Origin of the sequence: Paenibacillus sp. 102 (assembly GCF_039549175.1) — a bacterium.
Lineage (GTDB): Bacteria > Bacillota > Bacilli > Bacillales > Bacillaceae_G > Bacillus_A.
This window is the reverse complement of record NZ_JBCGHT010000002.1, coordinates 530,302-548,462: the sequence shown is the minus strand read 5'-3', so window position 1 is coordinate 548,462 and position 18,161 is coordinate 530,302. Positions and strand designations below refer to the sequence as shown.

Sequence of the window (18,161 nt, the reverse complement as noted above, 5' to 3'; positions counted from 1 at the left end):
ATTATGAAAACAAAGATATATCAATATCGTATGAAGGGGAGGAGATTATGTATACAGACCGCGGGAAAGAAATGTATATTGAGTTACTAAAAAAGGCGATTTTGTTTGAGATTTGGCAAGAGCATGAACAAGACCTTCTTGTTGGGTGGTTTGTTAAACGAGAAATGCCTGCAGATCCCGAAAAAAAGAGAATGGGAGAAATCTGGCCGAAATTTGCTCACAGTATGGTCGGACGTATGCGTATGGATAATTTACAGATGTGTATGGAAACGGTTCTGAATGAAAATATAGAAGGAGATTTTATTGAAACTGGTGTGTGGCGAGGAGGAGCCTGTATCTTTATGTGTGGTTTTTTAAAGGTTCATGGAATTGAAGACCGCAAAGTATGGCTAGCGGACTCGTTTCAAGGCTTGCCAGCTCCAAATGAAATAAAGTATCCGAGAGATAAAGGTGCAGGATTTCATACGTTTGATTATTTACGTGTATCCTTAGAGCAAGTACAGGGGAATTTTCAAAAGTATGACTTGCTTGATGGGAATGTTCGATTTCTACAAGGGTGGTTTAAGGATACATTACCTATTGCTCCAATTGATAAATTAGCAATTTTACGATTGGATGGTGATCTTTATGAATCTACAATGGATAGCTTGACAAATTTATATGATAAGGTATCAAAGGGTGGTTTTATTATCATTGATGATTATGCGTTGCCTACTTGTGAACCAGCAGTTACGGATTTTCGTAGAGAACGCAATATTACGGAGCCTCTTATTCGAATTGACAATCATGCCGTATACTGGCGAAAATTAAAAGATTAATTCTTTTTGATGTTGATTCTTCCCACCATTTTTTTACTTTATTCGTTATGAATGTATTCTTAGTTTTTATAGATTAATTTTCTGGATGTTTAGATTTTTATGGCGTGTAATCCACCATTTAAACATATTATATCCTTAGGATATTTTATAGAATAAAACGAAAATGTAGATGAGAGGTGTTCGATATGTATAACTTTATCGAAGAATTTCACAAACATTATTATAATAGCTTAGTATGGGATACGAGCACGAGATGGCTAGGAGTTCCGATTCAAAAATTGCCTTCAGATTTATTTTTATATCAGGAAATGATATATGGAATTAAGCCCGATCTTATTATTGAATGCGGGACACACAGTGGAGGAAGTGCGTTATTTTTTTCATCAATGCTGGATTTAGTTCAAAAAGGGAAAATTATTTCCATTGATATAGCACCTCAGCCTAATCTTCCTACTCATCCACGATTAACTTATTTGCAAGCATCTTCAACATCCCCTGAAGCGATAGACAAAGTCAAAAGTATGATTAATCCCGGAGATGTAGTAATGGCGATTTTAGACTCCGATCACAGTAAAAATCATGTGCTTGATGAATTAAGATTATATAGTAAATTTGTTACAACAGGAAGTTATTTAGTTGTTGAGGATACAAATATAAATGGTCATCCTGTATTACCGCATTGGGGACCAGGGCCGATGGAAGCACTAGAGGAATTTTTGAGGGAGAATAATGAGTTTGTCATAGATGAAAGTAAGCATAAATTCTTTGTAACCTTCCACCCTAAAGGATTTTTATACAAGGTGAGATGAGGAATGTAGTATCTTAAATTGAACTGTTTGCAAGTTTTTTACTGCAGAGAAAGGACTTTCATTTAAGTCAGAGTGAGAGGATGCATATAAACTGATATGGAAATCACACGTTTTTAATTAACCGAATGGAGGTTAGTGCATATTTTAAAAAGGAGGACTTAAAAATATGAAGAAAAGGTAACTATAATTTTTAACTAATAGGGGACAAATTGATGAATAATAAAAAAGTGTGTTTCATATCTTGTGTGAATAATTATGATGAGTACAATACGGCTTTACAGTATATTCGATCCCTTAAGATTCCTGATGGTTATGAAATAGATACAATAGCTATCGAAAATGCAGTTAGTCTTACATCTGGATATAATGAGGCAATGAAAAAAAGTGATGCGAAGTATAAGGTATATATTCATCAGGATACTTATATTTTACATGAAGACTTTCTATACGATATCATTGCATTATTTAAAAAGAATCCCAAATTAGGTGTAGCTGGAGTATTAGGGGCAAAAGGAATACCGAGTCTTTCTGGATGGCCACGTAGATTTACGTATGGAGGGTTATATCAAGCGCCTACCAAGGAAATAATACAGTTGTTATGGTTTCATACTGTAAAGAATGACTATGAAAGAGTGTTAGCTGTCGATGGTTTCATCATGTTTACTCAGTACGACCTCCCATGGAGAGAAGATATATTTCAAGGTTGGCATTTTTATGATATTTCCCAAAGCTTAGAATTTGTTAAAGCAGGATATGAAGTAGGCGTTGTTAAACAAGTAATTCCTTGGTGTCTTCATGACTGTGGAATTATAAGTATAGAAGGATACGAAGAAAATAGAAACATCTTTCTTCAGAGTTATAGTAATGATATTAAAAATAATCAGTGGCGTTTATTTTGGAATGTATAGTTTGGTGAATCGCCTGCTACGATGAAGATATTTCTAACGGTATTTATGAACAAGTAATATGGTTTAAGAAGAATACAGGTTTTCTAGATTATAAAGATATAAATAATGAGTAGAAGAAAACGATTTATAAATATAAATTATTTTTGGCAAATAGGTAGAATAGTAATTATTCTACCTTATTTTTATAGAGAAGAACTTTAGGGTATTAAGGGGGTATTTTTTGAGAGAAAGCTATGAAGTATTTATATGTAATTATAGGAAGTAGTAGTTTCGATTATTTTGTAACTGGAATTATTCTATTAGTTTGAAGTGAAAAATATTTGCTTGTATCCCGCATCAACGGGTAGCAAGGCTCCACCTCAAGTTCAGAGAGAAACAAGAAGGATAGGTGAGGGCTGATTAAAGTTGCACTTTATAATAATTATGATCTAAGGAAGGAGTGTATCAAAGTATCATGAAAGAAGAGTATGGATATCGGAATTTTTATGATCATCCTCTAAATTCTTCTCAAAATAATTCCAATCCGATTTCACAAAAAAATTTAAAAAACCTCATCATCATATTTGTATCCTCTGAATATGATGTCCCATATTGGCCATTAGAAAGAGGAATTATCGATAGTCTAAAAATGGCTGTACGGGAATTACATGTAGTATCACCAAAGCAGGATATAGTGCGGGTTGCACAAAAAATAAAACCAGATTTTGTACTTGTTTTTAGTGGATTTAAGCTGCCTTTTTCTCAAGTAGAAATGCTGAAGAACGTTGGTATAAAAACAGCCGTCTGGATGACAGATGATCCGTATGTTATAGATCAAAGCAAAAAAATCGCGCCTAATTACGATTTTGTTTTTACACAAGAAATCAATTGTATTTCTTTTTATAGATTAATAGGTTGTCAAAATGTTTATCATCTGCCGCTTGCTGCAGACACTAACGTATTTCATCCGAAAGATGTTGATGAAAAATATAAAACAGATATTTTGTTTATTGGGGTTGCATTTTCAAATCGTGTAACATTTTTTGATGAAATTGCCGACTATTTGGTAAGTAAAAACACGCTAATTTCTGGCGTCGGATGGAACAGTTTACAGAATTATCATTTGCTGCAGCAAAGAATCAATGCAAATAATTGGCTGTCTCCTGAAGAAACCGCGAGCTACTACAATGGAGCGAAAATTGTGCTCAACCTACATCGTTCACATGATGACCCGACTATTAATAAAAATAGCGAAAAGATAGAAGCTTTATCTCTAAATCCTCGAACATTTGAAATATCTGCTTGCGGTGCTTTTCAACTAACCGATATTCGATCAGACTTAAGCAAGTTTTATAGACCGGGCTATGATATTGACACATATCATACATCACAGGAACTTATAGAAAAGATAGAGTATTATTTAAACAACGAACAGGAAAGAACAATGATAGCCTCAAGAGCTTTAAACAGAGTTCAAAATGAGCACACTTTTTCACATAGAATCTTAGAATTACTGGGCATAGTTTTTCCTGAAAAAGAACTAAATGGGAATGATAGTAGATAGAGTTGATACAGAGAAACATTATAGGTGAGGACATTTATGTAAATGTTAAATATTGTATTTTGAAGTAAAAGAGAAAGCAATGTATAGAAGATTCTCTATACATTGCTATTTTTTAGAGAGTGAATGTTATTCAATTTCTAAGAATGCATAAGTGACCAGTAATACTGAAGCTGCAACAACAGTAGCATTTTGGATTATTTGAATTTGAACTGCATCACCAGCATTTAATGGTACATCAGGGACGCGGATTGTTCCTCTTAGTAATGGTGCAGCCACAATACCGATGTTAAGAATTGCTGATAGAGGGATTGAAGCAATCGTTTGCGGAGTATCAGTGCCGATTCCGCCTGGGAACCTTACTACTTCAGCAGTGAAATTTCCACCAAGCAGCCCTAAAACAGCACCAAGTACTGAAAGTCCAGCAGTAATATCAAATATACCGGTTGTAGTTACTCTTACAGCAGTAAAAGCACCTGCAGGGGGAATGAGTGTTCCTGCGAGTCCAGGAGGAGTAGGAGTTGCTGGTATCACAGTAATTGCATTTGGAAGAGGGGGTAATAAGCGGTCAAAAGCGATAGCAGTTCTGACAGGTCCTGCTGGTAGTAAAGCCAGCGCAAGAATTGCTTGAGGAATTACACCATCCTGGACTGCAAAAGCACTCTGGTCACCAGCAGGGCCAGGGAAAGGAACAGTGATAGGTCCCGGAGTAGGACATGGAACAGCATCCGGAGACCGGAAAGCATGATGATTCGATCCACAATGATTAAACATATATTCACCTTCTTTTCTTATAGAGTACATTATATTTAATGCAAATGGGTATAAAGTTGAAATGGACAAATTCCTATTTTTTTGTGAATGATGGAGATGTCTAATATATTTTAATCTGAAAATTCAAACTAGAAATACCAAACGAAATTTATCCTGCTATTTGTGTGCCATAACTATCAGTAAAAGTCCGACTGATCATTAGGGGAAATGGAGAAGACACCATTGATGAAAGTTTCACTTTATTAAACAGTTATTGCTTTTCTATTTATTATATAAGTACGAAAAGGTTGCTTTTTTTAGAGTGGTTATTACAATGATAATCGTGTGGCGAAGTGTTATATTTTAAGATTTATAATATTACCAAATATGATAGGTGAGTTAATAAATAATCTATATTTTAAAAGGTATATGAAACTGTATATGATGTCTGTATATAAAAAAAGAACGCAAATTTTCGTACTCGCTGAATATACATCTAACAGTAGGAGTTTGTAAGAACAGGAGGGAAAGGATTTGAAGCGGAAACCGAGCAAAAAAAAAGATAAGCGGTCGATTATATATATTTCACAACCTACATTTGATGAGGCTAAATTGAATATGCAAAAGACATTTGTTATAAAGCCGGAAAAACAAGTGGAATATGAACGGGAAGAGGAAATAGATACTAAGGAAGAAGAAATAATAAATATAAAGAAAGAAGCGGATGTGAAAGCAGAGGCTGAAGTTATTGAAAAAGTAAAGAAAGAGGCAATAAATATAAAGGAAGAAGCGGATGTGAAAGCAGAAGCTAAAGTCATTGAAAAAGTAAAGAAAGAGGTAATAAACATAAAGGAAGAAGCGGATGTGAAAGCAGAAGCTGAAGTCATTGAAAAAGTAAAGAAAGAGGCAATAAACATAAAGGAAGAAGCGGATGTAAAAGTAGAAGCTGAAGTCATTGAAAAAGTAAAGAAAGAGGCAATAAACATAAAGGAAGAAGCGGATGTAAAAGTAGAAGCTGAAGTCATTGAAAAAGTAAAGAAAGAGGTAATAAACATAAAGGAAGAAGTGGATGTGAAAGCGAAAGCTGAAGGCATTAAAGAAATAAAGGAAGGATTAAAAAAAGAATTGCAAGATGAGGGTAAACAACCAGAAACAGAGGTAATAGCTGAAAAAGAGAATAAAGAATTTGCAGGGCCAGCTTTAAATGAGGGAAAAGCTAAGGAAGTAGGCTCACCTAAAGGAGTACGAAAAAGAAAATCCTTCAAGGACATGAATAATGAAGAAAAAATCTATTATTTAATACATCAACCTAAATATATTCCGAAAGTAAGGTGTCAAATTAACACAGTAGAAAAAAAATTGACGGGATATGTACTTTCTTATAAAGAAGGATATGTAGCGATCAAAATGATTGAGAAAACAAAAGAAATTAAAGTTAAATTCGAAGATATCGTTCACATTAAAATGATGGGTTTATAGAAACAAATAAATATAGAAAGGTGACAGATACTCTGTCACCTCATAGTTTTTTGGTTTTACAATAAAATTACACTCTGCTAACGAAAGTGTCACGGAAACATTGAATTGCACAGAAGCATCGTAAGTCAACTGTAATACAGAAGTTAGTAGATGCTAAACCAAAGAATTCTGTTGTTAGTCTAGGAGCAACTCCTGAACCTCCGCCAGTATCTCTGAATGTAATGCCGTTTTGATATTTACAAATTAAAGTTCTTGCGATTGCTTGGAAATCAGCCTGTGTTACTGGAAGTCCTGAAGTTGGTAAGAATAGTGATAATTCTCTTATAAGATCATCTAATGCACCAGGGCTAAGGTTTGAAACATCTGGTGTTAATACTCTAAAGACTGCACAACAATCGCCATCTACACTTTCCACTCGTAAAAATGGAGAAGGGATAGGGATAGGCAGTTCAAAAGCATCAGCTGTTATAGATCCTGTATTAATAATGTTAAAACAGCTTGCTGGTAGAAAAATGTCACCTTTTTTGTTAAATACTGCAACAGGGCGAGTATTAGCGATTGGAGAAGTACCACCGCAGTTTGCGCCTAGAATTGGGTTTTCGCAACCAGTTGGGCAACCATCAAGTTGTACGTCTTGTAGTTCGTTGATAAAATTTACGACGTCACATACACAATTGACATCATGACAATGCTTTTTGTCATCATTGCAGCTCATATTTTACACTCCTTATCATTGAGTTTTGATTTACATTAATAGGATATTGAAGCGGGGGTAAATCGGTTACTCCTCTTACTGAGTTTTTTTTATATGGGTAGAAGTAATGTAAAGGTAGGAGAGGAAAATGTTATTTACAAGTTGGCTTACTTTCTTTATTTTTGCATGCGCTGTGTTTCGATTAACACGACTCATTGTTTATGATAAGATTACATCATTTTTACGGGTACCTTTTATTGAAGAGGTACAAATTACAGAACCTGATGGTAATATTTCCACCTATATGAAAATAAAGGGAACGGGATTAAGGAAATGGATAGGGGAATTATTAAGTTGTCATTGGTGTACAGGGGTATGGATAAGTGCCTTTTTATTGTTAGGTCATCATTGGATTCCAAAAATAACGGAACCGATTATTGTCTTATTAGCAGTTGCGGGTGTCGCAGCAACTATTGAGACGATTGTTAGTCGATTGATGGAAGAATAAGAAATGAGGGAACGAAACAGAGGGATTGTTCATATAGTAAATCGAGCGTAAAAAAATAGAGGAGATGTTTGCGATGACAAACTATCAGCAACCGGATCCATATCATAACATTCAATATTGGCATCAAATGCAGCAACATATGAAGAATCAACAAGCACAAAAGCAATTAGAGCAGCACCAGCTGTTAGAACAACAAGGATATGTGAAAAAGAAAAACTGTAATTGTAGCGGGAAGAAACAATTCTTGTCAGATCAACAAGGTCGAGGTTGAGTAAACACTCATGTTATCGTGAGTGTTTTTGTTTTGTTCACAAATATTACATATGATTTGATGTATTTGGTAGAGGAGGAGTGAAGAAAAGGGGGATTATAACCATTTTCAAACATTAGGGGGCTATTGAATCATTTTTAACGTTGTTCTATAAGATATTCATGGAGAAGAGATTTGTACTTACATCTTAAATATTTGGAAGATGTGTCGGTAGAGGATTGCTAATAATTAGAAAGGAGGGAACTTCAATTAGCAGTTTGGAATATATATATCACGTAAACATTGAATACCACAGAAGCAAGTTAAATCAACAGTGATGTAAGAAGAGGTTGCGTGTAATACAGCATCTGGTCTAGTTAGATACGTACAAATAGGGTTTGGATTAGCGTCTTCTTCCCGGTTTGTGACAACAATCAATGGTTGAAGTACAGCGTAGCAAGAGTCGTCTATATTTTCGACGCGAAAAATGGATGATTTACAGTTTGTAGTTATACTAGGTACATATGCTTCAAATGGATTTCCGGATTTTGTGAACAAAACAAAAGGGCGCGTGTTTGCAATTTTCGTCTCATAATGGGAATCAAGGAAGGGGATGTCATAATATAATGAAGGGGTAGGTGATGCACATTCTTGTAATTCATGTATAAATGAAACAACGTTACATACACAACCAGCATCATAATCTGAATCATGTGTATTGTTACAGTTACAGCCCATATGATTCACTCCTTACTTTTTAAGTTTATACTATATAGAATATGAGTCGGGAAGAGGCGATATTACGAGAGACAAAGCTGATTTCTTTTAGCTGGGTCTGAGTATTGTTTGAGAAAGATACAAAAAAACAGCGCCATATGATGTTAAGGCGCTGACTTTTTCGATAAATCTTTTCGAGCAATATATAAAAAGCGTGAGACATCTAATTTCTTCCCTCTAAAAAATTGCGGAGAGGAGATGTAAAGCTCTTCTTTAGCTCGTGTGATCGCGACATACATTAACCGTCTTTCCTCTTCTAATGCTTCAGAAGTATCGGTCACACGGTCATTTGCATCTTTTAAAGAAGAAGAATGAGGCAGTATGCCGTCGCTTGCTCCGAGTAAAAAAACGCATGGAAATTCCAGTCCTTTTGCGTTATGAATGGACATAAGGGAAACAGCATCTTTTTGTTGCATTGTTTTTAATGCTTCCATTTCTTTTTGGCTTTGAATAGCCGTACTAACAAATTCTAAATAAGCAGGGATATCAGTAAAGCGATTTGCTGATTCCATTAGTTCTTCGAGCATTTCTTCTTGTATGTCTTTATGCATCGTAAAGGAAGAACGGTCATTACTTTGTAAGTACTCTAAGTATTTACCTTTCCCCTTAATAATTTCTTTTAGTGCTTTCTTTGGTTCTAATTCTTTAATGAATTTAATGAAGTCAATCCGGTCGTTTATTTTTTTGACTTGGAATGGCTTTAAACTCGGATTTAGTAATAGGAAATGAAGGAGGGACGGGAATCTTCCTTCACCGTATTTCCACTGTTCACGTTCAATAAATGAAATACATTCATCACGGCCAATATACATCGTTGGTAATATGCTTGAGAGCGATTCGATTCGAAACGGTTCATACGCTAGGCGCAGTTGATCGAGTACTGGTTTAATTAAAGAATGTTCATAGAACGATTGACTTACGCCGTGTTTTATAAAAGGGACTTTATGAATTGTAAGCTGATCAAGTAAAGAACGGCTTACAGAGTGTGTACGATATAGTAAACAAAAGTCTTTATACTCGCGTTCGCCACTCGCTACTTTATCTTGAATGAGTTGCAGGATTTGATTTGCTTCATCAAGAGTAGTTGCAGGACGTGCATAAAATGGCTGTACGCCTTCTTCATGAACCGAATACAATTCTTTTTTAAAACGCTCTTGATTCAGTTTAATGACTTCGTTTCCAAGTCCAACGATAAATGGATTCGAACGATAATTTGTATTTAAAGCAATTATGGTTGTATCATCAAATTCTTTTGGAAATGATAAGATAATTTGATGGCTTGCGCCGCGCCAGCCGTATATGGCCTGGTCATCATCACCTGCGATAAATAAATTATTTCGCGGCGAAGCTAATAGTTTTACAATCTCATATTGTGCATACGACGTATCTTGAAATTCATCGACTTCAATGTAATGGAATCTATTTTGCAATTGCGTTAATAAAGGTGCATTATTTTCAAGCATATAGAATGTTTCTAGTAAGATATCGTCAAAGTCTATATACCCATATCTTTGTTTTACATCTTCATAACGCTCATACACTTCACGGAATTCTTGTTCCACTGGTGTTTTTGTTTGTACATCTTTTGGACGATTTAATTTGTTTTTTTCGAGTGAAATCATTGCGAGCATTGTTTCTGCGTCATAATCATCTTTTAAACGTAATTCTTTCAAGATTTTCTTTATCATAATTTGTTTATGTTTTTCATTTGCTAAAATTTGCTGGTTATACCCTTGGCTACGAAGCAATTTTAAAAAGACGGAATGGAATGTGCCTGCGACAACATACTGGCTTGCCCTGTGATTCATACCAGGTAAGCCTGCCACGCGGCTTCGAATTTCTTCAGCAGCTTTTTGTGTAAACGTAAGCAGTAAAATGTTGCGTGGATGAACATTTTTTACATTGATTAAATAGCCAACGCGAGTTGTTAAAACGGATGTTTTCCCGCTCCCAGCGCCCGCTAATGTAAGTACGGGACCTTCTGTTGTTCGCACTGCTTCTAATTGTTTTTCATTTAAATAAACACCTTGCTGCTCTAGGGCACGAAAGTAAGCCGCATCGTTATCTTTTTCTAAGATTAAACTAGTAGAAGTTTTTGGAATATGATACGTGGCCTGCGGAACGCTAGTGTGTGTTAATGTTTTTTGCGAGAATTTTTCTTGAGTCATACATTCACCTTCAAAATTATAGCATCAACTTTTAACTTTAGCGGAAGAAAAAGAAAATAGCAATGTAAAAAACAGGAGGGGTTACCTCCTGCTTAGAAAATCATAATTCTTTTATCATCACAACGTGCGGTATATCCGCCTCCATAAACACATCAGAAACAGTTTGATATCCGAGTTTCTTATAAAAGGATTCCGCGTGTGTTTGAGCATGGAGTTTCAATTTTGGTAGCGACTCTTCCTTGGCATAAGCCTCGAGTGAGTCCATAATGATTTTTCCAACCCCTTTTTTGCGATGGGAAGCGAGAACGCATATACGCTCCATTTTCCCAATGCCATCAACGATGCGAAAGCGACCTGCGCCGACTGGAGTATCCTCATCATATATAACAACGTGTTTAGAGGTTTCTTCAAATTCATCGTATTCTTCTTCAGCAGATACATGTTGTTCTTCAACAAAAACCTGTTTACGTACAGAGAATGCATCTCTTAGTTGTTCGTCTGTTTGTACGATTTGTGCTTGCAAATTAGTTGTTCCCCTTTCCAATATGGAATGTTTCATGTACTGTCCATGTTTCATTTTCTAATTGATATAGAAGGTGGAAACGGTCGATTGGTTGCTCGTAATAAAAGTCTTTCATACGTAAGCGACCTAATACATCAGCATGCTCTGCATCTGATAAGTGTTGTCCAATTGTTAAATGTGGTACGAATGCATATTCACGCTCTTGTGTAAAGAATCCTTTATGCATTTCTTCGTTTAAGAATGTAAGTTCAGGTGTTTTTTCTACTTTGAAATAAATAACATTATTAACAGGTGCGAATGAGCTTACCTTTCCTACGTGAAGGGTAAACGGATTTGTTTTGTTTGCGATTGTATGCAGTTCTTGTACAATCGATTCTAATTGTTCATCTGGTGCCTCAAAGGGTGCTTTTAATGTGATATGTGGCGGAACTAATGCATAATGCGGATCATAACGCTTACGCAATCCGTTCGCTTTATCTTGAATCATTTTTGATGGAAAAATTACAATGCCTAGTTTCATCTTTATATTCCTCCCTTTGTAAGTCTAGTTAGATTTTGAGAAAACAAATCTCTTTTTTTATTATATCAAAGAATTCTGAATACTGCTTCCTATTATTTCATTGATAGAATATGAGAAAATGCTTTTGGTAAATCTGTTTGCCAATATTTCCACGTATGATTTCCTTCAAATTCTTCGTAATGTGTGATGAAGTTTCTTTCTGTCAGCAATGCATGCAGTTCACGATTTGGCTCTACAAAATCAGAAACTTGTCCATCCGTTCTTTTTACAGCAGTTTCTTCTGTCCCAATTACATGATAAATTTCCAATGCTTGCGGTTCTGTAAAATCTTTTGCAAGGCTAAGTAAGGTTTCATCGACAAATGGAGATTGCATAACAACTTTTCCAAATGTATGCGGATACATAAGTGCTGTCATAAAGGACACTGTACCACCAAGGGAATCCCCGATTAATACACGACCTTTGCCCATTTGATAGGTTGGATAATTTTCATCAATATATGGAACAAGTTCGTGAGCTAGGAAACGAATATATGCGCTATTTTTTACCTCGTTTGGGAAGTATTTTTCTTTACGATCATGTACGTTTTTATATGGAATACCGACAATAATAGTTCGGTCAATTTCTTCATTTTCACGAAGACGTTCAATTACGCGGTGCGCTTTACCAAGCTGAAAATAGTCTCTACCGTCTTGTGCAATAACAACTGTGTGCTTATGCAGCGGCGTATAATTAACTGGTAAATAGACGAGAAGTGTAATCTCTTCTTGAAGTGATGTACTGTAAAATGAAAGTTCTTCGATTCTCCCGATTGCTTGATTCATGTGTGATCCCCCTAAATAAAAAGTATGCTGTGTTTCTCATTTTATATTTTACCATAATGATAAGAAGAATCTAAAAAATTAGTATTTATATGTTGAAAGAAAACCTTTCTTTTTTTGAGGGGAGAGAGGATCCGCTGATGGATAGAAGCGGATTCCACGTGCTAAATGAAAACAAAGCGAGAAGGAAAGTGCAGGTTCCCTTTTTTCATAGCAACGATTTATATGTTGAAAGATTAAATTGGATTTATATATAATGAAGTGGGGATTTTTACAGGGAGAGGGGTAAAACAACTTTGAAACAAGAAAAATCAATTGCACTACCGTTAGCAGTTTCCATTATAGCCATTTCATTTGCAGCTGTTTTCGTAAAGATGTCCTCAGCGCCATCTTCAATTTTAAGCATGTATCGGTTATGGATTATTGTAATCTTGATGCTTCCAATCGTTTGGAAAAAACGTGAAGAGTTTCGCAGAATTCAAACGCGAGATTGGTATTTTCTAATAGGATCAGGATTCTTTTTAGCACTGCATTTTCTTTTATGGTTTGCGTCTTTAAAGTTTACAACTGTTGCTAGCTCGACTATCATTTTAGCGCTCCAGCCAATTGTATCGTTAGTTGGAGGTTTTTTTCTGTTTAAAGAAAGAACGACTTATTCAGCGATTGCCACAATGGGGATTGCCATTCTTGGTGTAATGTGTATCGGATGGGGAGATCTAGGATTAAGTAAGCAGGCAGTAATTGGAGATGTTTTATCTTTTTTAAGTGTAATTGCAGTCGTTGGTTATTTATTCATTGGGCAAACAACTGTAAAAAAAGTTTCGCACTGGATATATAGTTTTACTGTGTTTGCATTTGCGGGTATATTTATCGCTATTTACAATGTAATCATGAGTGTGCCGTTTTCAGGATATTCTACATGGGACTGGTGGATTTTCCTCTTGCTTGCGATTGTACCAACTGCTTCACATATGATTAATAACTGGTTATTAAATTATGTGAATGCGACCACAATTTCAATGAGTATTTTAGGAGAGCCGGTTGGAGCGTCGATACTAGCATTCTTCTTACTAGGTGAGAAGCTGAATGGTATGCAAATTATTGGCAGCGTTCTCGTATTATGCGGTGTGTTTATTTTCTTGTTGCAACAGCAAAAGCGAGTGCATAAGGAACCGATGCAAAGTGCAGCATGTACGCAAGAACTGTAGTGTGTTTATAGATGATTAGTAGGCTGTTAGGGGGAATCCTAACAGCTTTTTTCGATATAAATTGATATAAAAACCTTTCTTTTTGGGTGGGAGAGAGGATCCGTCCGTGTATAGAAGCGGTCAGCGCCTTTTTTAGCCCCATGTTAAGTGGAATCAAAGAGAGAAAACGAGTGGAAATCTCCTTTTTGTTGAGTATAAATAAAATCGTTACATTTACAATCAAGATGTTTAAAAACGTCAGTCATGTTATTTCATTAAAGGGCCAGATTGTGGAAGATCAACTTGAAGATGATGAAAATATTTTGTTTGAATGGGAAGTATTACACTTAAACTAATAGTGCAGATTAATTGAAGAAGAATGGATTCCAGAAGATCGTCATTAGAGTCGATTTTTTTCTTTGTCACTGTTTCAGATAAAAGAGTTACTATCTGAAGTACGTTGGAACCACATTTATAGTAATAATACTTTATGAATTGGAAAACAATAGTGCTTAGGAAAGGAAGGATTGCGAATGTCTGTGAAAAAGTGCTTAACTGGATTGGTCGTTTTGCTTGCGATGATTGTGGGTGTGACAACTTCAGGCTCACCCAGTGTATTTGCCGAATCCGGCGTCGTAACACAGCCTATTGAGTCAGTGAAAGTGATTGAGGTCGAGTTGAACGATGATTACTTTAATCCGAAAGTCATCAATATTCCGATTGGAAAAACGACAACGTTGATATTGAAGAACCAAGGTAAGAAAGGGCACACCTTCACAGTGGAAAAGCTCAGAATTGACGTCGAAGTCCAACCGGGAAAAGAAAAAACCATTACCGTGACCCCTAAAAAACCCGGTACATATGAACTGATATGTCGGTACCACTTCCAGAAAGGAATGGATGGAAAAGTAATAGTCAAATAACAAGCAGGGCCAATCGGGCCTTGCTTGTTTAATAAGCAACGGTAACTTACTTATTATTACTCAGACATCATTATAACAGCTAGCTTTCCTCCGCAAACAGAAGTTCTTATGAAAAAATAAATGCTCACTTTTTGTAAAGGAAAGAGGTAGATTTGTTCAATAACACTTATATTTAAACAACTGTATTGTTATATTTTTAAATGAAGTATTTCACATCAAAAATTAAACAACTTTATTTTAACCCCTTCTTACAATCAGAACGGGGTTATACGTGTTTTAGGTTTTAAAATTAGATAACTTTATTGCCATTTTAGATTTTTGTTTTCATAGCATCAACTTATATGTTGAAAAATCAAAATGGACTTATATAGTTTCGAAAGTTTTTTAATGGTAATTGGTATATAATGGTTGTGTGGGGGTGGTTGTATATGTACTTTCCATCAAAAAAAGATGCATGGTTATATCCAATTTATTTAGAGGGAGTCGCAGCTTGTTTTGCTCCATTTCTTGCAGGGAGAGATTATTTTCTTCTATTCTTCACGCTTCCTTTTGCCCTTCTTCTCGTTTGGAGCTGGTTCACAACAGGGTATAAGGTAGAAAATGAACAAATTATCATTCGATATGGGCCGATGAAAAAGAGAATTTTAATCAAAGAGATAAGAAAAATTTCAAAAACAAAAAATCCATTAGCAGCTCCAGCACTGTCCTTTGATAGGCTTGAAATACTATATGGTACTCAATTTGAAACAGAACTTATTTCTCCGCGTGATACGAAGCGATTCGTCTCTCTTATAAAAAGCACCCATCCACAAATTGAAGTAGCAAATGACATTATACATGAATGAGGAGAGTGGCCCCTTGGGAACACTCTTATTTTTATCCCGCTATTTGCCGGTAGTAAGCTTCTCATTGATTAAAGTTTCACTTTATATTAAGAATTACATGAACGGAAACAAGGAACCTTACTTCGGATTTGTTATAAAAGGCTGAACATGGACAACGCATAAATCTCGAAATTTTCCTTCGGCAGTTGTTACGATAATAATTGCTCTTCCTGACGTTTTCCCTGTAATAGTGACTGTATCACCTTTTGGATATATTGTGATGATGTCAGAATGCATGTTTGTCCATATAAGCTCTTTGTTCGTTGCTCGTTCTGGCAGAATAGAAGCTGATAATTCAATACTTTGTCCAGTCTTTATTTTTAATTTCTGTTTTTGCATATGAACACCGATTACTGAAATAACAGAAGGAGCGATTGAAATTTTAGGTGGATTTGGTTGTATGTTTAGACAAGAAGCAGAAGTGTTTGTGATAGGTGAAAATTTTCTTATATTTCGTTGTTGTAAAGATGCTAACATGTTGGAGTCCCCTTTCTGTATGAGTGTCGATATTAATACTATAAAGGAGTAGTGTTATAGTAAATTTAACGAAACATAAAGAAATTGTTAATTTCAAAGAGAAAATTGTCGAAAGGTGAATAAAAGAAAGGAACCACCGCTTTTATGATGAAAGCGGTGGTTCCTTTTTTAAAAATATTATACAGTTTTTTCAAATTCCTCAAACTGCTTTTCAACCTCTTTTGAAGGTTTTGTTAGTAAACTAATGATAATAATTGCAAGTAAGCTTGCAGCAAATCCTGGAATCATTTCATATAGGAAGTCTTTTAAAAACTTAAATTGTGTCCACGTAATAACAGTTACGGCTCCAGCGATCATACCAGCTAGTGCGCCCCATTTTGTCATACGTTTCCAGTATAAACTTAGTAAAACGACAGGGCCAAATGAAGAACCGAAGCCAGCCCAAGCGTAGCCAACAAGAGCTAGGATTGTGTCGTTTTGTTTAAGTGCCAATCCACAACCAATAAGTGCAATAACAAGAACGGCCATACGACCGACAAATACAAGCTCACGATCAGATGCAGAACGTTTAAAGAATGTTCTATATATGTCTTCCGTTACTGCACTTGATGTAACAAGAAGCTGAGAAGAGATTGTACTCATAATCGCTGCTAAAATTGCTGCTAATAAAAATCCAGTAATTAATGGATGGAACAAAATGTTACCTAGTTCAACGAAAATTGTTTCTGGATCAGAGAGCTTTAATCCCGCTTTTGAATAGTAAGCGATACCGATAAGACCAGTAAACATAGCTCCTGCTACAGAGAAAATCATCCAGCTCATACCAATTCGGCGTGCACTTTTAATTTCTTTTACAGATGAGATAGCCATAAAGCGTACGATAATATGAGGTTGTCCAGCATAACCAAGACCCCATGCAAATAATGAAATAATACCTAATACGGATGTTCCTTTAAAAATATCTAATAGTGCTGGGTCAATAGATTTAATTGTATCAAATGCTGGTCCAAGGCCGTTTACATGCATAATTGTTACGACTGGAACAAGGATAAGAGCAACTACCATGATGATACCTTGAACGAAGTCTGTCCAACTTACAGCTAAGAAGCCGCCAAATAATGTGTAAGCTACAACAACGCTTCCAACAATAAGTAGTCCAACATGATAATTTAGTCCAAATGAATTTTCGAATAATACTGCACCTGAGACGAATCCTGAAGCTACATAAAATGTGAAAAAGATCATAATAACAAGTCCAGAAACAAGACGTAGCATATGAGATGCATCATGGAAACGATGCTCTAAAAATTCTGGAATAGTAATAGAGTTGTTTGCAATTTCTGAGTAGGTACGTAAGCGAGGAGCGACATAGATCCAGTTTGCGTAGGCGCCAAGTGTTAGGCCAATCGCAATCCAGCTACTACTTAATCCAACGCTAAACATTGCACCGGGTAAGCCCATTAAAAGCCAGCCGCTCATATCGGCTGCTCCAGCACTTAATGCTGTTACTGCGGGGCCTAGTGTACGCCCGCCAAGCATATAATCTGTTAAGTTGGATGTTTGTTTATAGGCAAAATAGCCGATAATTAACATCCCGAGCATGTAAATAGAGATAGAAATTAGAATTAATATCTGTGTACTCATGTAGTTCCCCTTCCTTTTGTAATGTCTTTTGATGAATTTTGCATATTTATAATCTATCATGATTATTTCAGAAAATCCATATACAAATACGAATTTTCTGAAATGTAAGCGTTTTTTGACATTGTTTTATTTTTAGAATATATAATTTTCTGACAAAAAACCTTAATTTTAATAGAGTATTTATTATATTTACATAGAAACGAGTTGTTTTGTCAATATAATAATGAATGAAGAAATAAATAAAATTTTTTAAAAAGTATTGACTTATGAAAAAAGAAGGGACTATAATGAGTTCAACTTAAAAAAATGCAAGCGTTGATGAAGAAGAGTACATATTATGAACATGTCAGAGAGCTGATGGTTGGTGCGAATCAGTATGGAATTAATATGGAATGGCCTTCGGAGCTTCCAAACCGAACCGAAAGAAGTAGGCTTTGGCGACATGATCTCATCGATACAAGAGACACGTATTAACTTT

The 18,161-nt window shown here is 35.6% G+C and carries 20 protein-coding genes and 1 other annotated feature (1 of these 21 running past the window's edge); of the genes, 11 read left to right on the top strand and 9 right to left on the bottom strand.

Annotation, left to right across the window (positions count from 1 at the left end; all coding sequences use genetic code 11):
* The first annotated feature begins 47 nt into the window (after window positions 1-47).
* The 4 genes from AAIE21_RS08770 to AAIE21_RS08755 all read left to right on the top strand — a co-directional run bounded on the left by AAIE21_RS08770 (window position 48) and on the right by AAIE21_RS08755 (window position 4,078).
* Window positions 48-818 (top strand): TylF/MycF family methyltransferase, encoded by a 771-nt coding sequence (locus tag AAIE21_RS08770; RefSeq protein WP_343266405.1) that lies wholly within the window; start codon window positions 48-50, stop codon window positions 816-818.
* 185 nt (window positions 819-1,003) lie between these two features.
* A complete protein-coding gene (locus tag AAIE21_RS08765) occupies window positions 1,004-1,627 on the top strand; it encodes a cephalosporin hydroxylase family protein (protein ID WP_336453963.1) in 624 nt (207 codons plus the stop codon).
* Window positions 1,628-1,839: 212 nt separating this feature from the next.
* On the top strand, window positions 1,840-2,535 hold the full coding sequence (locus tag AAIE21_RS08760) for a glycosyltransferase family protein (RefSeq protein WP_343266404.1): 696 nt from the start codon (window positions 1,840-1,842) through the stop codon (window positions 2,533-2,535).
* A gap of 454 nt (window positions 2,536-2,989) precedes the next feature.
* Window positions 2,990-4,078, top strand: a complete 1,089-nt coding sequence (locus tag AAIE21_RS08755) for a CgeB family protein (RefSeq protein ID WP_343266403.1) — start codon at window positions 2,990-2,992, stop codon at window positions 4,076-4,078.
* 126 nt (window positions 4,079-4,204) lie between these two features.
* Here AAIE21_RS08755 and AAIE21_RS08750 read toward each other — a convergent pair whose 3' ends face one another.
* A complete protein-coding gene (locus AAIE21_RS08750; protein ID WP_343266402.1) occupies window positions 4,205-4,849 on the bottom strand; it encodes a hypothetical protein in 645 nt (214 codons plus the stop codon).
* Window positions 4,850-5,362: 513 nt separating this feature from the next.
* Here AAIE21_RS08750 and AAIE21_RS08745 point away from each other — a divergent pair.
* Window positions 5,363-6,307 carry a CotO family spore coat protein gene (locus AAIE21_RS08745; RefSeq protein ID WP_343266401.1) on the top strand — a complete coding sequence of 315 codons (945 nt, stop codon included), beginning with the start codon at window positions 5,363-5,365 and terminating at the stop codon, window positions 6,305-6,307.
* A 67-nt stretch (window positions 6,308-6,374) separates the two neighbouring features.
* Here the strand turns inward: AAIE21_RS08745 and AAIE21_RS08740 are convergent, their stop codons facing one another.
* Window positions 6,375-7,022: a CotY/CotZ family spore coat protein gene (locus tag AAIE21_RS08740; RefSeq protein ID WP_343266400.1), complete on the bottom strand. Its 648-nt coding sequence runs from the start codon at window positions 7,020-7,022 to the stop codon at window positions 6,375-6,377.
* Window positions 7,023-7,149: 127 nt separating this feature from the next.
* Here AAIE21_RS08740 and AAIE21_RS08735 point away from each other — a divergent pair, with 127 nt between their 5' ends.
* Together AAIE21_RS08735 and AAIE21_RS08730 are read left to right on the top strand one after the other, a co-directional pair.
* Window positions 7,150-7,509, top strand: coding sequence for a DUF1360 domain-containing protein (locus AAIE21_RS08735; protein ID WP_343266399.1), 360 nt, complete (start codon window positions 7,150-7,152; stop codon window positions 7,507-7,509).
* Window positions 7,510-7,573: 64 nt separating this feature from the next.
* The gene (locus AAIE21_RS08730; RefSeq protein ID WP_343266398.1) at window positions 7,574-7,780 is read left to right on the top strand and encodes a cytochrome C oxidase subunit III; all 207 of its coding nucleotides are present in this window, start codon (window positions 7,574-7,576) and stop codon (window positions 7,778-7,780) included.
* Window positions 7,781-8,029: 249 nt separating this feature from the next.
* Here the strand turns inward: AAIE21_RS08730 and AAIE21_RS08725 are convergent, their stop codons facing one another.
* The 5 genes from AAIE21_RS08725 to AAIE21_RS08705 form a co-directional block, all read right to left on the bottom strand.
* The gene (locus tag AAIE21_RS08725; protein WP_343266397.1) at window positions 8,030-8,497 is read right to left on the bottom strand and encodes a CotY/CotZ family spore coat protein; all 468 of its coding nucleotides are present in this window, start codon (window positions 8,495-8,497) and stop codon (window positions 8,030-8,032) included.
* A gap of 143 nt (window positions 8,498-8,640) precedes the next feature.
* Window positions 8,641-10,704: an ATP-dependent helicase gene (locus tag AAIE21_RS08720; RefSeq protein WP_343266396.1), complete on the bottom strand. Its 2,064-nt coding sequence runs from the start codon at window positions 10,702-10,704 to the stop codon at window positions 8,641-8,643.
* A 100-nt stretch (window positions 10,705-10,804) separates the two neighbouring features.
* Window positions 10,805-11,227, bottom strand: coding sequence for a GNAT family N-acetyltransferase (locus tag AAIE21_RS08715; protein ID WP_343266395.1), 423 nt, complete (start codon window positions 11,225-11,227; stop codon window positions 10,805-10,807).
* A 1-nt stretch (window position 11,228) separates the two neighbouring features.
* Window positions 11,229-11,747 (bottom strand): YjcG family protein, encoded by a 519-nt coding sequence (locus AAIE21_RS08710; protein ID WP_343266394.1) that lies wholly within the window; start codon window positions 11,745-11,747, stop codon window positions 11,229-11,231.
* A 92-nt stretch (window positions 11,748-11,839) separates the two neighbouring features.
* Window positions 11,840-12,571 (bottom strand): alpha/beta hydrolase, encoded by a 732-nt coding sequence (locus tag AAIE21_RS08705; RefSeq protein ID WP_343266393.1) that lies wholly within the window; start codon window positions 12,569-12,571, stop codon window positions 11,840-11,842.
* Between the two features lie 293 nt (window positions 12,572-12,864).
* Between AAIE21_RS08705 and AAIE21_RS08700 the strand changes: the two genes are divergently transcribed.
* From AAIE21_RS08700 to AAIE21_RS08685, 4 genes are all read left to right on the top strand, one after another.
* On the top strand, window positions 12,865-13,776 hold the full coding sequence (locus AAIE21_RS08700) for a DMT family transporter (protein WP_343266392.1): 912 nt from the start codon (window positions 12,865-12,867) through the stop codon (window positions 13,774-13,776).
* Between the two features lie 170 nt (window positions 13,777-13,946).
* Window positions 13,947-14,111 (top strand): hypothetical protein, encoded by a 165-nt coding sequence (locus AAIE21_RS08695; protein WP_343266391.1) that lies wholly within the window; start codon window positions 13,947-13,949, stop codon window positions 14,109-14,111.
* A gap of 177 nt (window positions 14,112-14,288) precedes the next feature.
* A complete protein-coding gene (locus AAIE21_RS08690; RefSeq protein ID WP_343266390.1) occupies window positions 14,289-14,678 on the top strand; it encodes a cupredoxin domain-containing protein in 390 nt (129 codons plus the stop codon).
* 428 nt (window positions 14,679-15,106) lie between these two features.
* A complete protein-coding gene (locus AAIE21_RS08685) occupies window positions 15,107-15,523 on the top strand; it encodes a PH domain-containing protein (protein ID WP_343266389.1) in 417 nt (138 codons plus the stop codon).
* Between the two features lie 117 nt (window positions 15,524-15,640).
* On the opposite strand, the gene AAIE21_RS08680 is transcribed toward AAIE21_RS08685, so the two are convergent.
* Window positions 15,641-16,039, bottom strand: coding sequence for an Ig-like domain-containing protein (locus AAIE21_RS08680; protein WP_343266388.1), 399 nt, complete (start codon window positions 16,037-16,039; stop codon window positions 15,641-15,643).
* A 177-nt stretch (window positions 16,040-16,216) separates the two neighbouring features.
* The gene (putP, locus tag AAIE21_RS08675; RefSeq protein ID WP_343266387.1) at window positions 16,217-17,683 is read right to left on the bottom strand and encodes a sodium/proline symporter PutP; all 1,467 of its coding nucleotides are present in this window, start codon (window positions 17,681-17,683) and stop codon (window positions 16,217-16,219) included.
* A gap of 306 nt (window positions 17,684-17,989) precedes the next feature.
* Window positions 17,990-18,161: a binding site (T-box leader), on the top strand (it continues 67 nt past the right edge of the window).